The following is a 19,362-nucleotide window of genomic DNA, read 5'->3' as shown; positions in this document are numbered from 1 at the left end:
TCACAGGAACGGAAAAATAAGATGGAATGTTGGTTTTTTGCAAGTGCAAACCCCCTTCCCTTTACAGAAAATGGAAATTTATGGCCATACCCATTGAAGAACCAAGCAATGGATTATAAGATGGCTTCTTCAATAAAAAGAATGAAACAGTCCTGAACTAGTTTAGGTTTTTCCTATAAAAAGGATAACTTTATCTTATTAATGGTTTTTTGCCTACCTATTTAATTATTAATAGTTTCAATGAAAATTCAAAAAAATCAACCCAAATGAAATCGATTCTGAAAATCCTTTCAATTGTTCTATTTCTGTCAGCGTATGGTTGCTTTAAAAGCAAAAAAAAGGTATACACTAACACAGAGGATATTCCTGTTCATAGGGAAATGAAAGCGGAATTGACCGCTCCACCGAATGTTCCCAGGCCCGTAGGGGAAAGAAAGGCCAAAAAACTTATCGTTGAAATGGAAATCCTTGAAAAGGAAGGCGAATTGACCGATGGCGTAAGGTATGTGTTCTGGACTTTTGGGGGAACCGTACCTGGGAGCTTTATCAGGACCAGGGTCGGTGACGAAGTCGAATTCCATTTGCAGAACCACCCGGACAACAAGTTGCCCCACAATATTGATCTGCATGCCGTTACCGGTCCCGGGGGTGGAGCGGAGTCCTCTTTTGTTGCACCAGGGCATGAAAAGGTATTTTCCTTTAAAACCCTGAACCCTGGGCTCTATGTCTATCACTGTGCGACCGCACCAGTGGGTATGCACATCGCCAATGGCATGTACGGTTTGATCTTGGTGGAACCTGATGGCGGATTGCCTTTGGTCGACAGGGAATACTATATCATGCAAGGGGATTTTTATACCAAAGGGGCCAATGGTGAGCGTGGTCTACAACCTTTTGATATGCAAAAAGCCGTTGATGAAAAAGCAGATTATGTGGTCTTCAACGGAAATGTGGGCGCCTTGACGGGCGATAATGCCATCACTGCAAAGGTTGGGGAAACCGTTAGACTGTTTGTGGGCAATGGTGGTCCTGGTCTGGTGTCTTCTTTTCATGTTATTGGGGAAATATTTGATAAGGTACATGTGGAAGGAGGTGATTTGATCAACGAAAATGTACAGACCACTATGATCCCCGCAGGAGGAGCTGCCATTGTAGAATTTCACGTCAATGTTCCAGGAACCTTCATCTTGGTGGACCATTCCATTTTTAGGGCGTTCAACAAAGGGGCCTTGGGCATGCTGAAAGTGGAAGGGGAAGAAAATGAAAATATTTATACCGGTGAGCAATATGATGGCATCTACCTGCCAGAAGGCCCTGGAATACAAGAAATGCCAACCACTGATGGCGTAGTGGAATCGGAGATTCCAGCCCAAAATTTTGAAGAACAGATGAAGTTCGGCAAGCAGATCTATATGCAAACTTGTTTCGCTTGCCATCAGGCAGAAGGTCAAGGTATTCCCAATGCTTTTCCCCCATTGGCAAAATCAGATTACCTAAATGCCGATGTCAATCGGGCCATCGGCATTGTATTGAATGGAAAAACTGGTGAAATCACTGTCAATGGCCAAAAATACAATAGTGTCATGACAAGACAAATGCTCTCATCAGAAGAAATCGCCAATGTGCTCACCTATGTGTATAACAGTTGGGGCAATAATAAAACAGTGGTTACCTCGGAAATGGTCAATACAATAAAAAACAAGTAGTTAAAACCAGCATCATGTTTGCGATTCCCTTTAGGGCAGTATTTGTCTGTTTGGTCTTTCAGACGTTTGGTTTTGCCCAGACGGATGGCATGGCAAGTATCAAAGGAGGTCGTTACATCCCTTTGTACGGAAGGGATTCATCCTTAGTTGAAGTCCAAGATTTTGAACTGGACGCCTATCCCGTGACCAACGGTCAATTTTTACAGTTTTTGAAGGATAATCCTAAATGGCAAAAATCCAATGTATTGAAACTTTATGCGGACGAAAACTATTTGCGCCAATTCAAAAATGATACGACCCTCAACGATACTGAAAATCCCAATAGCCCTGTAACCCATGTATCCTGGTTTGCCGCCAAGGCGTATTGTGAATGTCAGGGAAAACGATTGCCTACCATTGATGAATGGGAATATGTGGCAATGTCCGACGAAGTTACAGCCGATGCCAGAAAAAAAGCCTCTTATAATCAAAAGATACTCTCGTGGTACGAAACGCCCAGGACCGATGAGAGATCCATCGGCAAAACACCTAAAAATTATTGGGGCATATATGACCTGCATGGTTTGGTCTGGGAATGGACCCTGGATTTTAATTCTGTCCTGATATCAGGAGAATCCAGAAAGGATGTGGATAGGGACAGCAATCTGTTCTGTGGGAGCGCGGCCATCGGCGCAACAGATCTCATGAACTATGCGGCCTTTATGCGCTATGCATTCAGGGGAAGTATTAAAGCTAGGTACAGTATTAAAAATCTTGGATTTAGGTGCGCGAAAAATAGTACGGAAACCCTCTAAAAATAAAAACATGAAACCCTATTTAGTTGTATTGATCCTATTTTTGACCCTTGGGGCCTGTAGGAACAACAATCCCGGGAAAGTGGATAAAGACATTGCATATCATTGCCCAATGCAATGCGAAGGAGACAAGACCTATGGCCAAAAAGGGAGCTGTCCCATCTGTAAAATGGATTTGGTCAAAGTTGAAAACAAAACAAAAGAAAGGACTGACAGGGCCTATTCAGATATGTCCATTTACAATCTTCCTTCTACGTGGACAACACAAAATGGTACGGATATACAGCTCAAGGACCTGCAAGGTGATGTTTTGGTCATGGTCATGATCTATACCAGTTGCAAAGCAGCCTGTCCCCGCTTGGTGGCCGATATGCGAAATATCGAAGAACGCTTGCCTGAACATTCCAAGAAAAATGTGAAGATGATCTTTGTCAGTATAGACCCTGAAACCGATACCCCCGAACGTTTAAAGGCCTTTGCCCAAGAAAACCTTATGGATGGAGATCCCTGGTTGTTTTTACGTTCCACTGAAGAAAATACACGCGAATTTGCCGCTGTTTTGTCCGTAAGCTACAAGGAAATTTCACCTATGGATTTTTCCCATTCAAACATCATCAGTGTCTTTGACCCTAATGGGGAAATGATCTTCCAACAGGAAGGGTTGGGGGTAAATTCAGACAATACGGTAAAACATATAAACGCAGCGGTCGAGGCTATGTGACATTCAATGATCGAGCGCGTCCCAGATGGTCTTCTGCAATGAAGGATGACAGGACCTTATGGTACTGGGCATCAATTAATTTTTCCTGTGTTGGGATCCTATCCCACCGATAAGGATATTTGATCGACCATCTTAGATCCAGCATTGGATTATTTATGTTTAGAAAAGAACAGGGGATAAAATGGTTTTGGTCCCAAAACTTCAAATACCCCTATGACCTACTGGAAAAGAACCAGCTTTATGGTAAAACCTTATGATTTTCACGATTCATTGGGCAGCGCTTTGTTTCAAGACAAGGACATGCCGGCTTATTTCATTTATTATCTACTTATCTTTAACAGGAATTCACCGATGATAGGAAAGATAAAACTGATATACTGCAGGCGTTTGCTTAGGTGAAAAGTTCAAGCGATTATGGATATTATCAATTTAATTGTCAAATCCTGTCAACATATCGTTATGTGCAGGGCAAACGATATGGAACCCATTACTTTTGGGAGTGGTTGTATTGTGGTTTACCATGGCAGAAAATATCTACTGTCCGCTGCCCATGTCACGGATATTGAGCATTCCGGTGCCTGTATAGACACAGGACTACCGCCCGTCAATCTACAAACACCTTTGTATTCCGTGGGAAGCATGTGTTATTTTGACAGCTATAGGACCAAAAAAGACCTTGAAGCGACCATAATCAAGGAATTGGAAGACCTGGATTTGGAATTTGATGAAACCTTGGAAGTGACCTTTTGTGAAATAAAGGAGGATTTTCAGATCTTTCAACCGCAATACGATTTTGGCTCCTATACCATAGAGCCTGGGCCCAAATGTTACCTCAACCTCCACGAAGCCGGTGAACCGGAGAGTGGCAAATATTATGGGTTCGCTGGTAGGATACGGTTTGAGGTCGATGGAATCCTGATCCGTAGCCAGCCTACATTGAAATTGGATTTGACCTATGTTGGCTCGTTTGGAAAGTACCACATATTCAAGACCCCTGAAGTTATTACTGATGCCGACGATTACCGTGGTTGCAGTGGAGCTCCCATACTGGATGAGACCGGGAAATTGGTAGGTCTTGTCCAATCCGTTGGTGAAGGGACGGACAGGATCTATGCATTTTCGATCGAGGCATGTATCAACCTGCTTGATATGGCCATAAAAACCAATCTTGTTTGATGTAATGGACCCGACTACAAAATTTAAGATAGCACAATTTATTTGCGGAGATGATAAGGACAAGCATCCAATCTATAGAAGTTCCTCCTATTTGACAAGATTCTTTCAGGACAGCGGAATCGATGCCACCCACGATGGCTCTTCCCGAAATCCCTGGACCGCATCCGTGCTGGACGATCTTAACGGATATGATCTGCAAAAGGTCATCTTACGCTTGGTATCCCCAAAACTTTATGGTGGCGATAGGGCCCAAATCAAATTGGCCCTTATGACCCTTAATGAAATTTTGGCGGTGGAAGGTCTAAAGATCAGGTTCAATGGACCAGTGCCTGAATTGGTCAAGGAAACACCGAATTACAATTTTGACGATATACCCGAAGAAAGGGAACTGACTCCCCTACCTCCCCCTAACTTTGATAATTTGGGGCTGGAGAGCGGCATAGCTGAAATTTTGCTCTCCCGATGGAGGGAAGTCCAATCCTGTATAGATTCCAATGCAACGGTAAGTGCGGTTATTATGATGGGCAGTATGCTTGAGGGCTTTTTGATGGGAACAATGCAAAGGAATCCCCGGATTGCCAATTCAGCCGCCTCGGCACCAAAAAAAGACGGCAAGGCCAAACATTTTGCAGAATGGACCTTAAACGATATGATAGAGGTGGCCCATGAAGTTGGCTGGATACAACTCGATGTGAAAAAATTCAGCCATGCCCTCCGGGATTTCAGAAACATCATACACCCCTACCAACAACTGGTCTATAGGACAAACCCTGATCGGGACACCTGCAATATTTCATGGTTGGTGGTACAGGCCGCATGCAATGATATTGCAGACTGGATAAAGAAAAATGAATTTAAGGACCATAACCCGGACCATAGGTAAAGGACAAGGACATTATCATGAAAGAGATCAATCAAATCATTCATCTTACGGAATCCCTGGAAGTTGTAAAATCCATTCTACGGCATGGTTTTTTCACCTCCTACACCAAAGAATCTTTCCATGGCAACAACATCCTTATCCCGATGATCAGTTTCGCCAATATACTGTTTCGTGATATCGGCAAGGATCAAGTGGTGGATTATGGAAAGTATGGCATCGTCTTCGAGCGGGACAGCATAGTTGAAAAATTTGACCTGAACCCTGTTTTTTATGTAAAGAACCACAGTGAACTTGAGACCACCTTCAAGAATAATTTCGAAAATTCCATTGTCCCACAGATCTTGGATTTTATAAAGGACTTCCAAAGCGATACCGGGGGAAAGAATTTTTTGGACCACATCAAGATTACACCCCTAAGGGATGAAATTAGGGCACTTGTGGATTCGGTTGACAACCATATGAACGATGCCTTTATTGATTCCATAAAAAAGATATTTGAACGCTATTATTCCAACTCCTTAAAACAGGTTTTGCTTCTGAAGCCCTATAGGGTACAAAACAAAAATGGTGAACGGAGGGTTGCCTATAACGAACGGGAATGGCGAAAGAGTTTTTTTGAACTGGCCTATATTTCTGAGCTGAACCCCAATGGGAAACCAAATCCAGCGTATAGTAGGTGGGTCAACACCCCAAAACCACATTTCACCGATAGATATGTATTGGACTTTGATTTTAACGACATCCAATGCATCTATGTCGATACGCCAAATGAGATTCAGGAGTTACAACATTTTATCGCTGATAATTTTAAAAACAAATCCATTGAGATCAATACATTGGAAGCGTTCAAGAAAAGGGAGAATACCGAAAGACCGGATGTAGGGGAATCCGACCATTACCCCTCTTCCCAAGAATAAAAAAATCAAACCATGACCGAAATTTATTCAGAAGTACTTGACTCCTTTCTGGACCGATGGGACCTGGAAACCGTAAAGCGCATGTCCATAGGTGAGTATGTTGGCATTGGCAACAAGGACACGTTTTGCCAATGGGTCGAAACCAGGACTCGATCATTGGGCAGTATCAAAGGAATGACCTCCATAAAGTTTGGGATATATGAACGTCAAAACCCGAACAAAAAGCCTAAAAATTATGCCGATGATGATACATATTCCTGGTTGAGGAGTTATGGAAGTTCCCATAAGGAAGCTTTTAAAAATATAAAAGGGGATATTTTAAGGATCGTACAACTGTCAGAAAAAGGACAGTTTGGAGATTTGGACGATATTTTGCTTCCCGATCTTTTTAAATGGAAGGTTGCCTTTTTATATTCCAACGAACGTCTGATTCCAATTTTTAAAAGGGACGTACTTTTTAAAATTGCCGATCATTACGGTTTACAAACGGATAAAAGCACCACGATTTCCCAGATTCAGGAAATGATGATAGCTCATAAACCCGCCCATTTGGACGTGTATCGGTATATGAGGGTGCTCTTTGAAAAATTTGGAAGGAAAAAAGATTTGGATGAACCCGCCAAGGAACGTAATTCCACCAAGGGACGAAGAAAAAGAAAAGGGGCCTCGAAAAGGAATGTCCAGGCCCAGGTCCGGACAGTGACCCGCTCATATGTGGCCGAACAAAAACACAACAAAATCCAGGAAAGGCTCAAAGGACTGTTAATCGCGGAATTCGGGGAGGACAATGTTCTCCTTGAGGAGAATTATGTCGATGTCAAACTTATCCAACCCACTTATTTGGGATTCTATGAGGTAAAGTCCGCCTCCTATGCAAGTGAATGCATAAAAGAGGCATTGGGACAGGTTGTATTGTATTCACATCATGATGATGACCATAGACAAAAGAAGCTTTATGTTGTTGGACAATTTCCCCCAAACGAACAGGACAAGGAGTTTATAACCTATGTCAAATCCCTTTTGGACATCGAATTTGATTACCTCAACGTGGATATCGAATAAAAAAATATTCCCCATGACCTTGGACCTTGGCAGCATCGACCTTTCATCATTGATAAGTGATTCCATAACCCTCGATAACAGGACGAATCTCTTTTTGGACCTGAGAAGGTTGTTCCTTGAAAGGATATATGACGCGCTTGAAAAGAACCATATAGAAATTGGTCCGGTAAAAATGTCGGACTCCACCAAACTATTGGGAGGGGCATTTACACAAGTATCCCCGATCAAGGCGCCCAATGGCGCGCTATTGGACATAGATTTTTGCGCCAGGTACGGACATGACTTCCACAGCCTTGGCAGCATCAACTACCAATTTGGTCTGTTTTCGGCCTATTACACCTTGGAGACATTCCGGCGGAACGAAGGTTTCAGTCTCGGTAATTTCATTGTTCCCCTAAAAACAAGGGAATTTGATTTTCTGGTCAAGGAATCCGATGAAATAAAAATTGTAGGGTACTCAGCGGATATGGGTCCAAAAAAGAGAAAGCCTTTTATCGCCTTGGTCGGGGTTCACTTTGACCACCAGGCCGTTCAAAAGGTCATCAGTGACCTGATCGATCAAATGGACGATAGGCCCATTTTGGACGAAGTATGCTTCAGCACCATGTCCTACCCAATGATGTTCACCTGCAGAAAATCGGGGAAATTGTTTACCTGCACCTGTTTTGAGAACCATATTGATTGGCAACAGGACTTTTATCGTTTCACTCCCAAACTTGAGCACTATGATTTTATAAATCGTCAAATAATGGACATACAATATAAGGACGGCATTTGTCATTTGTGCACCGGTACAGTACCACAATTGGAGTATGGCAACAGTATGTACCACTCCAGTTTTTTGATCAAGTTTTTGCCCTACCAATATCTGATGAACAAAAAAAGGTCCGGAAGCATTTTCTCATTCAATGAATCGGACAACAAAGTATCGGAAAATGAATTGAGGGCGAGGTTCGGGTTCCATGGAATTGGGGAACGGTGGACCACAGAAACCTTACTATTTAGAATCCTGGATGAAATTTTCCATGGCACGGAGGTTGTGTTCCACTACCGGGGCAAAGAACTTGGGGGGCTTGAATTGGATATTTGGATCCCGGAATACAGGCTGGGTGTTGAATATCAGGGAATCCAACATTTTAAGGCCATTGAACATTGGGGAGGTACGGAAAATCTTGAACGGCAAAAACACAACGACCAAAAGAAGAAGGAAATTTGTAAAACACTGGGATATCGATTGATGGAGTTCTTCTATGATGAAGAGATTACAAAAGACCTCGTTTTGGGAAAATTGCGCAAAGCAGGCATACAGATCAACTAAAAAAAAAACCAGTGCAATGCACTGGTTTTAACCAACTAACTCAAACTGACTTAGATTATCCAATACGGATTCTCTATGTGCGAAAATATAATCGGGAAACCGACCCATCGTTAATTTAATGTCAATTATCACTAATAAAAAATCTACTTTGTAGCCAACCCAATCTTATTTTTATAAATCTCCGTAGATTTGAAGGCATTCCCTTAAAATGAAAGAGGTGCCTCTTTATTTTCATATAGATTATAAGTTTTCCCATTGTCTGGACCTTGAAAACAGTGAATTTCCCAATGTTGAGGAAATCCATGGCGAAATTTATGCATATGATTGCCATGATACCCGTACAAAGGTCGGGGAGGTCCAGCTCCATTATTATAATGACTCCTTTATAGACCTTGGTTTCAATTTGTATGATGCCTTTGATAGGTCCATGGATACCATAAGGCTTGGCAATGCCATACTAGATTCTGGAACCGGTGATATGAGCATTGATTTGAAAGATCAAATAGGTCCAAGTTTTAACAACAACATCCTGGTAATCCATGAAATAATATTATTCCCCGATTTTAGGGGCAAAGGATTTGGAAAGGAAATAATATCAGGTATCATAACCTTTTTTAAGGGAAAATGTGGCTATGTGGCATTGCAGAGCTTTCCCAAACAACATGATATCAGCATAAAGGACAAACCAAGATTCCAAGAGTTTGGATTGGATCAGCTGAATCCGGAATTTCATTCCGCCCAACAATCCTTGGATTCTTTTTATGAAAAATGTGGCTTTCAAAAAATCCCCGTTCAAAATGAAAGTTTTTTTATCATGAACATCGATCCCATGTAAATACCTGAATGGCCTATCGCCGATCCATTCCCCATTGGGCCATAAAATAGGGATCACGTTAGGAGTCTTCCATGGCCAAATTACACTTGGAAATTAACCCAGTGGTCCATGGGACCCTAATTGTCCAAAAAGGCCGCACTAAAGATTTCCAGATCAATTCTTCAAAGGGGGCAGACCTTTCTTACCATCCCGAGATCCTTTTCTCCTTATTGGTTTTCCCTTCTTTCAATACAGTCCTCAACCCCTCCATATCGGCACTGATCTTGTCCTCAAGTACCCTGGCATAAATTTGGGTAGTTGTGATCTTGGTATGGCCCAACAATTTTGAAACGGTCGCTATGGGGACCCCATTTGAAAGTGTTACCGTGGTGGCAAAAGTATGTCTGGCCGAATGGAAGGTAAGCCTCTTTTCAATTCCAAGGTCTTGGGCTATGTCCTTGAGGTACATATTCACCTTTTGGTTTGAATAGACAGGCAACAACGCATTGTTCTCCGCACAGGGCCTATCCCGGTAACGTTCCAAAATTTCCATGGCCTCTTCCAACAGGGGGACCTTTACCGGATGTCGTGTCTTTGTTCTTTCCAGCGACAGCCAGAACTTACCGTCCATGCCCAAGACCACATTGTTCCTCCCCAATCGTTTGACATCGATATAGGACAGTCCCGTATAACAAGAAAATACAAATACGTCCCGAACGAACTCATGTCCCTGGTCAATTGTCCTTGCATTTCTGAAAGTGTCAAGCTCATGTTTCAATAAAAAATCGCTTTGGTGCTTATGGAACTTTAATTTATATCTGGCAAAAGGATTCTTTTCCACCCATTCCAGATCAAGGGCCAGGTTCATCAGTTTGCGCAGCCGCTCCAAATGTTTCATCACCCCGTTGTTGTTCAATGGATTTTTGTTCTGCAACGATGGCCCCTTTCTCAGGAATTGTTCAAAATCGATGATAAAGCTATATCGTAGGTGCTTGAGATAGATATCCCCCGTCCTTTGGGACTGGAGCAGGAACTTTTTGATGTATTTTTCCGTGGTGAAGTAGTTCTTCATGGTACCCGGCCTTATGCTACCTCCCACATTGTTGTTATGATAGGTCACAAGTTCCAATAAAGTTTTGTGTTTTTCATCCGTTCCAAGAAATCTTGATTTTATCGATTGTGCGGTAATAAGTTCAAAATCGGATGACATTTGCTTGTAACAGGCCAATAACTTTGCCTGTACTTGATCCAAATAGTCGTTCAGTTCCTTTCCCTCAGGAGTCCTTGCTGTGGTTTTTTTTGCTTTGGTATCCCAAAAGGTAACTTTTGTTGTGCGTTTTAGACTGATTTCGGCACGCTTTCCATCCACGGTCACCCGCGCATAAATGGGTGCCAAATCATCGTTTTTTTTGGCCAGGTTCAGCCAAAAATGAATACTGAAAGTTCTTGAAGTGTCCATAGACTCTCGCTTTAGGTGAATATTCGATTTTTTTTTGAAAGTCAAATCGAAACGAAAGTCAAATGCTGATGGGTTACCAAAGTAGTGAAAAAAATCGGTTAAAAACAGGTAACCGAATAGGTAACTTTTGTTTTGGTTTTAAAGGCAATCAAATGAATTCAAAAAAAATGTAATTTCTTGAAATTCATTTGATTAACCTTTTTTAGGTTTCTGTTGAAACCCTAAAAGTCGGGGTGGCAGGATTCGAACCTGCGACCTCCTGCTCCCAAAGCAGGCGCGATAACCGGGCTACGCTACACCCCGAGCTGTATAAGGAAAAAGCGGAGAGACTGGGACTCGAACCCAGGCATCGGTTACCCGATGACAGATTAGCAATCTGCTCCGTTACCACTCCGGCACCTCTCCTAATTCTTGTTATGAACGTGCATTCTAAAAATGCGGATGCAAATGTACCTTTTCAAAAGAAAGATCGCAACTATTTTTTCATTTTTTTGGAACAATAATTGTCAAGTTCCCGTTATTCAGGATATTCCACTCGTAAATGATAAATATTCGTCAGCTTTTGCTTCAATACCTTCTTTACCATTTCTATCTCCTTAAGGGTTATGTTCGCATTCAAAAACTGATTGGCCTGCATCTGCCCTTTTACAATCTTCTCCACAAAATCATCAATGATTGTAAATGTAGGGTTCTTCAAACTCTTGGAAGCGGCCTCCACAGCGTCGGACATCATTAAAATGGCCGTTTCCCTAGAAAAAGGAATGGGGCCCGGGTAGCGGAAGTCCTCCTCGCTTGCCCCTTGTTCCAATTCCTGTTGTTTTTTAAAGAAGTAATACACCAAAGTGGTTCCATGATGGGTCCTAATAAAATCAATGACCCTATCCGGAATATTATTCTTTCGTGCTATTTCTATACCGTGGATTACATGCTCGATGATAATCTTCGCACTTTCCTTTGGAGGTAGATCATCGTGAGGGTTAACATTAGTGATCTGGTTTTCTGTAAAATAGGTCGGGTGTTCCATTTTCCCCACATCATGATAAAGTGCCCCTACCCTGACCAACATGGCATTTGCCCCTATCTCATTGGCGGCAGCCTCCGCCAAGTTAGCCACCTGCAAGGAATGGTGAAATGTTCCAGGTGCCTTGTCCGATAGCTCCTTTAACAATTTGGAATTGGTGTCGGAAAGCTCCAACAAGGAAACATCCGAAACAAGCCCAAATATTTTCTCGAACATATAGATCAAAGGCTGTGCAAAAAGGGTCAAAAGTCCATTCAACACAAAAACACCAAAAAGGATCCATTCAATATTTTCCAGATTTCCCTCGTGAATTGCATGGAAGGCAAAATATCCAATAATATAAATCAAGGTAATCTGCCCAACAGAAATGAATAGATTGGCTCTTTTATAGAGCTCAGAAGCCGTTAAAATGGTCACGATACCCGCAATGATCTGCAAAAAGATGTACTCAAAGCTGTTGGGGACCACAAACCCCAGAATCAATACGGTAAGCACATGGGCGAACAGTCCCAATCTGGCATCAAAAAAATTCTTTAAAATAAGAGGGAGAATACACAGGGGCACCACATAAATATAATCCTCATAATGCTTCACCATCAACGTTGTGGCCAGGACCATCAACAGGATATTGAAAAAGATGAAGGTGACCTTGTTGTTGTTCCTATAGATTTCGTTCCTGTATCGCTTCAGAAACAAGAACAACATGATTAAAACCAGGGCTACCAAAATGGTATATCCCAATAGAATGAAATAGTAATTATTCCCAAGCCAAAGCTCTGACTCATACTCATCTTTTAGGGAATTCAAAACTTTAAAATCCTCTGCTTCGACGATTTCCCCCTTTGCAATGATCAATTTTCCTTGGGCCACCTCTCCCCTAGTGTACGAAATTTTGGAAAGTTCATCATTCAAAGCGCTCTGGGTCAGAGCCTCATCATACAAAAGATTGGGCTTAATGCTATTCTGTACCAATCTAGATGCATTCATCGCTCCCGATATGCCCAAATTGGAAAAACGTTCCTCCACCAATTGTTTGGCCTTGTCTATATCCAAATAATTGCCAGGAGCCATGGGCTGTGCCTCATTGTTCTTGACCACTACCACGGATTTGGACTCTGGTATGGTTGGGAAAATACCCGCTGCATACACTTCTTCCAAAATATCTTGAGCCAATCGGGATAGAGCTCTCCTTTGCTGGGAAGTATAGGAATCCGACTGAAACAGGGTTGTCAAACCTTTGTCAACTTCTCCGTTGACATCGGCCACAACGGCAGCATCAAAAGTGAAGTAATCTGTCTTACCGTTTCGGATGGACTGTTGCTCCTCCGCTATTTCTTCTTGGGACTTTTTAATGGAGAAATCAATGGGGGCATACAGATTCTCATACTGCCAGGGTTTTCCTTTTTGAAACTCGTACTTAAACTTGCCTCCCTTCGGAAAAAAGAAAACAATAAGGGCAATGGAAACCACATAGAGAAAATACTTGTAGGCCAATGACTGGTGCTTGTATACATTATCCAAAGTTTTTCCCATTCCGTTTTGCTGTTGACATCAAAAATAGAAAATATTAATAAGAAGTGCCCTTGCCTCACATCTTAGAGCTTTGCATTTAAATTTAGTATTTTCGCAGGAGTAAAAATGCACATATGAAAAAAGTTGTGATCGTATCGGCCGCCAGGACCCCAATTGGGAGTTTTATGGGCGCCCTTTCCACGGTTCCGGCCCCAAAATTGGGCGCAGTGGCCATTAAAGGCGCAATGGAAAAGATCAACCTAAAGCCTGAAATGGTAGAGGAAGTCCTTATGGGCAATGTGGTACAGGCAGGTACAGGACAAGCCCCTGCCAGACAGGCCGCCATTTATGCAGGTATACCGAACACCGTTCCCTGTACAACAGTCAATAAAGTATGTGCCTCAGGTATGAAATCGATTATGCAAGGAGCCCAATCCATTGCTTTGGGTGAAAACTCCATTGTTGTTGCCGGAGGTATGGAAAATATGAGTTTGATACCCCATTATGCCTATATGCGTAGCGGCACCAAGTTTGGTCCGGCCACTTTGTTGGATGGGATGCAAAAGGACGGACTTGTGGATGCCTATGATCAAAATGCCATGGGCGTATGTGGAGATGCATGTGCCGCTAAATACGGATTTAGTAGGGAAGATCAGGATGCCTATGCCATCCAATCTTACCAAAGATCTGCCGAAGCATGGAAAAGCGGGAAATTTGACAACGAAGTGGTTCCCGTTGAAGTACCCCAAAGAAGGGGCGAACCTATTTTGGTGAGCGAGGATGAAGAATACAAAAATGTGAAATTGGACAAGATTCCTTCCCTTCGCCCGGCCTTTACCAAAGAAGGTACAGTAACCGCGGCCAACGCATCCACCATTAATGACGGTGCTGCCGCAGTAGTATTGATGAGCGAGGAAAAAGCTTCCGAATTGGGATTGAAACCCTTGGCTACCATTTTAGGCTATGCCGATGCCGCACAGGAACCCGAATGGTTCACCACAGCACCTGCCAAGGCTTTGCCAAAGGCTTTGGATCGTGCCGGTGTTTCCTTGGATGAAATCGATTATTTTGAGTTCAACGAAGCTTTTGCCGTAGTTGGATTGGCAAACATGAAGCTTCTCGGGTTGGACGATTCCAAGGTCAATGTAAACGGCGGGGCTGTTTCTTTAGGACATCCTCTGGGCTGTTCAGGAGCCAGGATCACCATAACATTATTGAACATATTGGAACAGAACAATGCAACATTGGGAGCAGCGGCCATTTGTAATGGTGGTGGTGGAGCTTCGGCCATTGTCCTGAAAAGAAATTAGAGATTCAATTGATAGTAAATGCAATATGGAATTTGCCCTCTGAGCATTGTTCCCATTAGAACAAATCCGGACGATTGTGCCGAAATGTCATCCCAACTCTTATATGGGGAACATTTCAAGGTTCTGGAAAGCCGGAAAAAATGGAGCAGGATTCGGGTGGCTTATGACAACTTTGAAGGTTGGGTCACCAACAACCAGATTACGCTGATTTCCGAGGAAGAATTCGAGGGGTTTGATAAAACAGCTTCCCATATTTCTGCGGATATCATTTCACATGTTTGTACGCATGATGGTATGTTGTTGCCCATATTGTTGGGATCAATGGCAGAACCTGCTTCACTGCTACACCATACGTTCGAAGGACATATTTTTGAAGGAAAGAAAAACAAGGAAAGTTTGGTGGACACGGCGTTCCTTTACTTGAAGGCTCCCTATCTGGCAGGTGGCAAATCACCTTTCGGAATAGATGGCTCCGGATTGGCACAGATGGTCTATAAAATCAATGGATATGCCTTGGAACGCACGGCAGGAGGACAGTCCAAACAAGGAGAGGCACTAAGTTTCATTGAGGAAAGTGAACCTGGGGATTTAGCTTTTTTTGATAATAACGAAGGGATAATAGACCATGTAGGAATCATTTTGAAAGACAATTACATCATTCATGTGAACGGACATGTAAGAATTGATCGTCTGGATCACACGGGAATCTTCAATACAGAAGAAAAGTTGTACACCCACAAATTGAGGGTCATTAAAAAGATCATATAATAAAAAAAGGGACCGAAAATCGGCCCCTTTTTTATTGGAAAGTATTGGATTATTCCCCCAATAGCTTTTTAATTCTCATAAAGTTTTCGGTATCACCCAAAGCACCATAAATGTTCTTCAACTGGGTAAGAACACTTTGGTTATCCGGATTTGATTTTAGGGCATCTTCCAAAACCTTTGCGCCTTCCTTGAAAAGACTATCCTTTTTATCCTTTAACTCGTCATATTTAGCGATATCGGCCTTAGAGGTTCCCAAAGCGTTCATTTCATCGATCAACCCATTTCCTTCATTGATATAAGTAGTGGAAAGGTTCAAAAGCGCATTGATGTAACCTGGGTCTACGGATAATGCTTTTTTATAGGCATCCCTAGCGGCTTCCAAATTTCCTTGCTCCATGTTGATCACACCTATGTTGTACAACAAGTCTGGATTATCTGGGGCCATATTCGATGCTTCGGCCATTAATTCTTTGAATTTGTCCTTGTTTCCCAGAGTATAATACAGGTTTGCTTCACCCAAAACCAAATTCACATCTTCTGGATTCTCGGCCCTTGCATCGGTATAGGCTTCCAGAGCTTTATCATTGTTCCCCAATTGCTGGTAAATCAATGCAATGTTTTTAACAATTTCAGGTTTTTTGGAAGGACTTTTCTCCTCTTTTGGATCCTTGTGGGTTCCTGCTTTTACATACAGATCACGGGTTGACTTGTCCATAGTCTCGGTTTCCCCGGTCGAAACATTTACAGCCGTATAGGTAACATCACTACCGTCGTAATTAATGTCCTTCAGTTCATTGTAATAGTCCAAGGCCTTTTCGTATTCCTGTCCGTTTACCGCACTGCTAGCAGCATAGTATAGATAAACAGTATCCTTTGGACTAAGTTTATAGCTCATGTAGAGTTTGTCGGCTGCCTCTGCAAACTTCTGATTGTTGTTGTCCTCAACAGCCGCATTTACCAAATCAGCTGTCATTTGGGACATTTTTTCCTTAGCAACTGAGGTATACTTGGCTTTTCCACTGGTCTCTTCCACAGAAATTACCTTGTTGTAGGCATCCAAAGCAGCTTTGAACTTAGAAGCATCTCCTTTTTGGGCCAAATCATAGTTGGCATTCCCCAGGTCGGCATAATACTGGGCCTGAAGCTTTTCATCGGCGGCATCTATGGTCGAAGCCGCGCTTTCTAGGGCTGCCAAAGCGGCTGCGGCATCCCCGCTCTTCATGGCTTTTTCGGCCGCCTTGATTTCATCCTTCTGGGCAAATCCCATCGTAGAAACCCCTATGGCAAGTAATATCAAAACTTTAGTCTTCATGTCAAAAAAATAATTATTTAGTGTTTATCGATTATTAATTGTTTTCGTTTTCACCTTCAATAGCCGTGCCATCTTCCCCTTTTACTTCGATATCCAAGATATTGGTATCATCCATGGGATCATCTTCTTTCATGACTTTGGCCACCGCGGCAATGGAATCTCCTCCTTTTAGATTGATGAGTCGCACTCCTTGTGTGGCACGTCCCATGACCCTTAGGTCTTCCACGCTCATTCTGATGGCAATTCCTGATTTATTGATGATCATCAAATCATCGGTATCGGTGACATTTTTAATGGCCACAAGACCGCCGGTCTTATCGGTGATCGAAATGGTCTTCACTCCTTTTCCACCTCTATTGGTAATCCTGTAATCGTCCATGTTGGAACGTTTACCATAACCATTCTCGGAAACTACCAAGATATCGTCCTCCAAGTTATGTACGGACACCATGCCTATTACTTCATCGTTGTCATCGGCCAAGGTTATCCCCCGTACACCAGAAGCATTCCTACCCATAGGTCGGGTCTTGCTTTCTTCAAAACGTATGGCCTTACCGGATTTCAATCCTAGGAAAATTTGGCTGGTACCAGTAGTCAATTTGGCCTCGAGCAACTCGTCTCCGTCCCTTACTGTAATGGCATTGATCCCATTTTGACGTGGTCTGGAATATTGCTCCAAAGAAGTTTTCTTCACCACTCCCTTCTTGGTCGCCATAATCACATAATGGCTGTTCACATAATCCTCGTCCTTCAAATCTTGGGTACAGATAAAGGCTTTTACCTTGTCATCCGTTTCCATATTGATCAGGTTTTGGATGGCCCTACCTTTAGAGGTTCTACTTCCTTCGGGTATTTCATAAACCCTCATCCAGAAGCATTTTCCTTTTTGGGTAAAGAACAACATATACTGGTGATTGGTCCCAACAAACAAATGCTCCAAGAAATCCTCATTTCTCGTAGAGGAAGCTTTTTGGCCCACACCACCCCTATTCTGGGTTTTGTATTCAGTCAATGGGGTTCTTTTGATATATCCAGCATGGGAAATGGTGATGACCACCTGCTCATCCGGAATCATATCCTCAATACTTAGGTCACCCCCGGCATAATTGATCTCGGATCTTCTTTCATCGCCGTATTTATCCTTCACCTCCAACAACTCATCTTTGATGATCTGCATCCTACGCTCTTTCTTGTCAAGGATGTCCTTCAAATCTTCGATGGTCTTCAACAATTCATCATACTCTTCACGAAGCTTGTCCTGTTCAAGACCTGTAAGTTGGCGCAAGCGCATCTCCACAATGGCCTTGGCCTGTACTTCTGTCAACTTGAAGCGTTCCATCAGATTCGTACGCGCTTCGTCCACATTGGATGATGCCCTAATAATGGCGATTACTTCGTCAATATTATCCGAAGCGATGATCAGACCCTCCAAAATATGGGCACGGTCTTCCGCTTTTTTGAGTTCGTACGTGGTCCTTCTAACTACAACCTCATGCCTGTGCTCCACAAAGTGGTGGATGATTTCCTTTAAGTTCAACAACTGTGGCCTACCATTGACCAACGCGATATTGTTGACACTGAACGAAGATTGAAGGGCAGTGTACTTGTATAGTGTGTTCAGTACGATATTTGGAATGGCATCGCGCTTAAGGATATAAACGATACGCATCCCTTTTCTATCCGATTCGTCACGAATGGACGCAATACCTTCAATTTTCTTTTCGTTGACAAGGTCGGCCGTCTTTTTGATCATGTCCGCCTTGTTCACTTGATAAGGGATTTCGGTCACAATGATGCATTCCCTGCCCTGAACCTCTTCAAAAGAAGCCTTGGCGCGCATCACCACCCTTCCTCTGCCGGTGTGGAACGCTTCCTTTACACCATCATAGCCATAAATGATTCCTCCCGTGGGAAAATCGGGAGCCTTGATGTGTTGGATCAGTTCCTCTATTTCTACTTCAGGATTGTCAATATAGGCGATGGTGCCATCCACAACCTCCGAAAGGTTATGTGGCGGCATATTGGTGGCCATACCCACGGCAATACCGGAAGCACCGTTCACCAAAAGATTAGGGATACGAGTAGGAAGCACGGTAGGCTCCTGTAACGTATCATCAAAATTGAATTGGTGGTCTACCGTTTCCTTATCGATATCGGCCAACATCTCGTCGGCAATCTTCCGCATCCTGGCCTCGGTATAACGCATGGCCGCGGGGCTGTCCCCATCCACGGAACCAAAGTTACCCTGTCCGTCCACCAACATGTACCTAAGGCTCCATTCTTGGGCCATACGCACCATGGTATCATAAACAGAGGTATCACCGTGTGGGTGGTATTTACCCAAAACCTCCCCAACAATACGGGCAGATTTCTTGTGGGCACTTGTTGACCTCACACCCAGTTCGTGCATTCCGAAGAGGACCCTTCGGTGAACCGGTTTTAGGCCATCACGAACATCTGGCAGGGCACGTGACACAATGACCGACATCGAATAATCGATGTAGGCAGATTTCATCTCATCCTCAATGTTGATAGGAATTAACTTTTCTCCTTCCGCCATGCTAAAATCTTATTGTTTTTTGTGGTTAA

At 43.0% G+C, this 19,362-nt stretch carries 15 protein-coding genes and 2 tRNA genes; 11 read left to right on the top strand and 6 right to left on the bottom strand.

Translation table 11 applies throughout. The features are described from left to right. The first annotated feature begins 266 nt into the window (after positions 1-266). The 9 genes from nirK to D2U88_RS13270 all read left to right on the top strand — a co-directional run bounded on the left by nirK (position 267) and on the right by D2U88_RS13270 (position 9,412). Positions 267-1,706: a copper-containing nitrite reductase gene (nirK, locus tag D2U88_RS13310; protein ID WP_119641077.1), complete on the top strand. Its 1,440-nt coding sequence runs from the start codon at positions 267-269 to the stop codon at positions 1,704-1,706. Between the two features lie 14 nt (positions 1,707-1,720). Further along, positions 1,721-2,500, top strand: a complete 780-nt coding sequence (locus D2U88_RS13305) for a formylglycine-generating enzyme family protein (RefSeq protein ID WP_119641058.1) — start codon at positions 1,721-1,723, stop codon at positions 2,498-2,500. A gap of 10 nt (positions 2,501-2,510) precedes the next feature. Then, positions 2,511-3,221 (top strand): SCO family protein, encoded by a 711-nt coding sequence (locus tag D2U88_RS13300; RefSeq protein WP_119641057.1) that lies wholly within the window; start codon positions 2,511-2,513, stop codon positions 3,219-3,221. A gap of 459 nt (positions 3,222-3,680) precedes the next feature. Beyond that, complete coding sequence (locus D2U88_RS13295) at positions 3,681-4,397, top strand: trypsin-like peptidase domain-containing protein (protein WP_119641056.1); 717 nt, start codon at positions 3,681-3,683, stop codon at positions 4,395-4,397. A 4-nt stretch (positions 4,398-4,401) separates the two neighbouring features. Further along, positions 4,402-5,280, top strand: a complete 879-nt coding sequence (locus tag D2U88_RS13290) for a hypothetical protein (RefSeq protein ID WP_119641055.1) — start codon at positions 4,402-4,404, stop codon at positions 5,278-5,280. Between the two features lie 17 nt (positions 5,281-5,297). After that, positions 5,298-6,197, top strand: a complete 900-nt coding sequence (locus D2U88_RS13285) for an abortive infection system antitoxin AbiGi family protein (protein ID WP_119641054.1) — start codon at positions 5,298-5,300, stop codon at positions 6,195-6,197. A 12-nt stretch (positions 6,198-6,209) separates the two neighbouring features. After that, complete coding sequence (locus tag D2U88_RS13280) at positions 6,210-7,259, top strand: hypothetical protein (RefSeq protein ID WP_119641053.1); 1,050 nt, start codon at positions 6,210-6,212, stop codon at positions 7,257-7,259. A gap of 13 nt (positions 7,260-7,272) precedes the next feature. Further along, positions 7,273-8,577 (top strand): PDDEXK family nuclease, encoded by a 1,305-nt coding sequence (locus D2U88_RS13275; RefSeq protein WP_119641052.1) that lies wholly within the window; start codon positions 7,273-7,275, stop codon positions 8,575-8,577. 208 nt (positions 8,578-8,785) lie between these two features. Next, positions 8,786-9,412: a hypothetical protein gene (locus tag D2U88_RS13270; RefSeq protein WP_119641051.1), complete on the top strand. Its 627-nt coding sequence runs from the start codon at positions 8,786-8,788 to the stop codon at positions 9,410-9,412. A gap of 181 nt (positions 9,413-9,593) precedes the next feature. Here the strand turns inward: D2U88_RS13270 and D2U88_RS13265 are convergent, their stop codons facing one another. The 4 genes from D2U88_RS13265 to D2U88_RS13250 form a co-directional block, all read right to left on the bottom strand. Beyond that, a complete protein-coding gene (locus D2U88_RS13265; protein ID WP_119641050.1) occupies positions 9,594-10,850 on the bottom strand; it encodes a site-specific integrase in 1,257 nt (418 codons plus the stop codon). A 228-nt stretch (positions 10,851-11,078) separates the two neighbouring features. Beyond that, positions 11,079-11,153: transfer RNA gene (locus D2U88_RS13260), tRNA-Pro, on the bottom strand. 18 nt (positions 11,154-11,171) lie between these two features. After that, positions 11,172-11,255, bottom strand: a tRNA-Ser gene (locus D2U88_RS13255). 112 nt (positions 11,256-11,367) lie between these two features. Then, positions 11,368-13,404 carry an HD family phosphohydrolase gene (locus D2U88_RS13250; RefSeq protein WP_119641049.1) on the bottom strand — a complete coding sequence of 679 codons (2,037 nt, stop codon included), beginning with the start codon at positions 13,402-13,404 and terminating at the stop codon, positions 11,368-11,370. Between the two features lie 113 nt (positions 13,405-13,517). On the opposite strand from D2U88_RS13250, the gene D2U88_RS13245 reads away from it, so the two are divergent. Beyond that, positions 13,518-14,693, top strand: a complete 1,176-nt coding sequence (locus tag D2U88_RS13245; RefSeq protein WP_119641048.1) for an acetyl-CoA C-acyltransferase — start codon at positions 13,518-13,520, stop codon at positions 14,691-14,693. A gap of 18 nt (positions 14,694-14,711) precedes the next feature. Continuing rightward, positions 14,712-15,461 (top strand): C40 family peptidase, encoded by a 750-nt coding sequence (locus D2U88_RS13240; protein ID WP_119641047.1) that lies wholly within the window; start codon positions 14,712-14,714, stop codon positions 15,459-15,461. Positions 15,462-15,510: 49 nt separating this feature from the next. Here D2U88_RS13240 and D2U88_RS13235 read toward each other — a convergent pair whose 3' ends face one another. Next, positions 15,511-16,773, bottom strand: coding sequence for a tetratricopeptide repeat protein (locus D2U88_RS13235; RefSeq protein ID WP_119641046.1), 1,263 nt, complete (start codon positions 16,771-16,773; stop codon positions 15,511-15,513). Between the two features lie 34 nt (positions 16,774-16,807). Next, a complete protein-coding gene (gyrA, locus tag D2U88_RS13230; RefSeq protein ID WP_119641045.1) occupies positions 16,808-19,333 on the bottom strand; it encodes a DNA gyrase subunit A in 2,526 nt (841 codons plus the stop codon). Between the last annotated feature and the right edge of the window lie 29 nt (positions 19,334-19,362).

The organism is Flagellimonas aequoris (genome assembly GCF_003584165.1).
GTDB lineage: Bacteria > Bacteroidota > Bacteroidia > Flavobacteriales > Flavobacteriaceae > Flagellimonas > Flagellimonas aequoris.
Note: the sequence above shows the minus strand (reverse complement) of the source record. Positions and strands in the feature narration are given on the sequence as shown.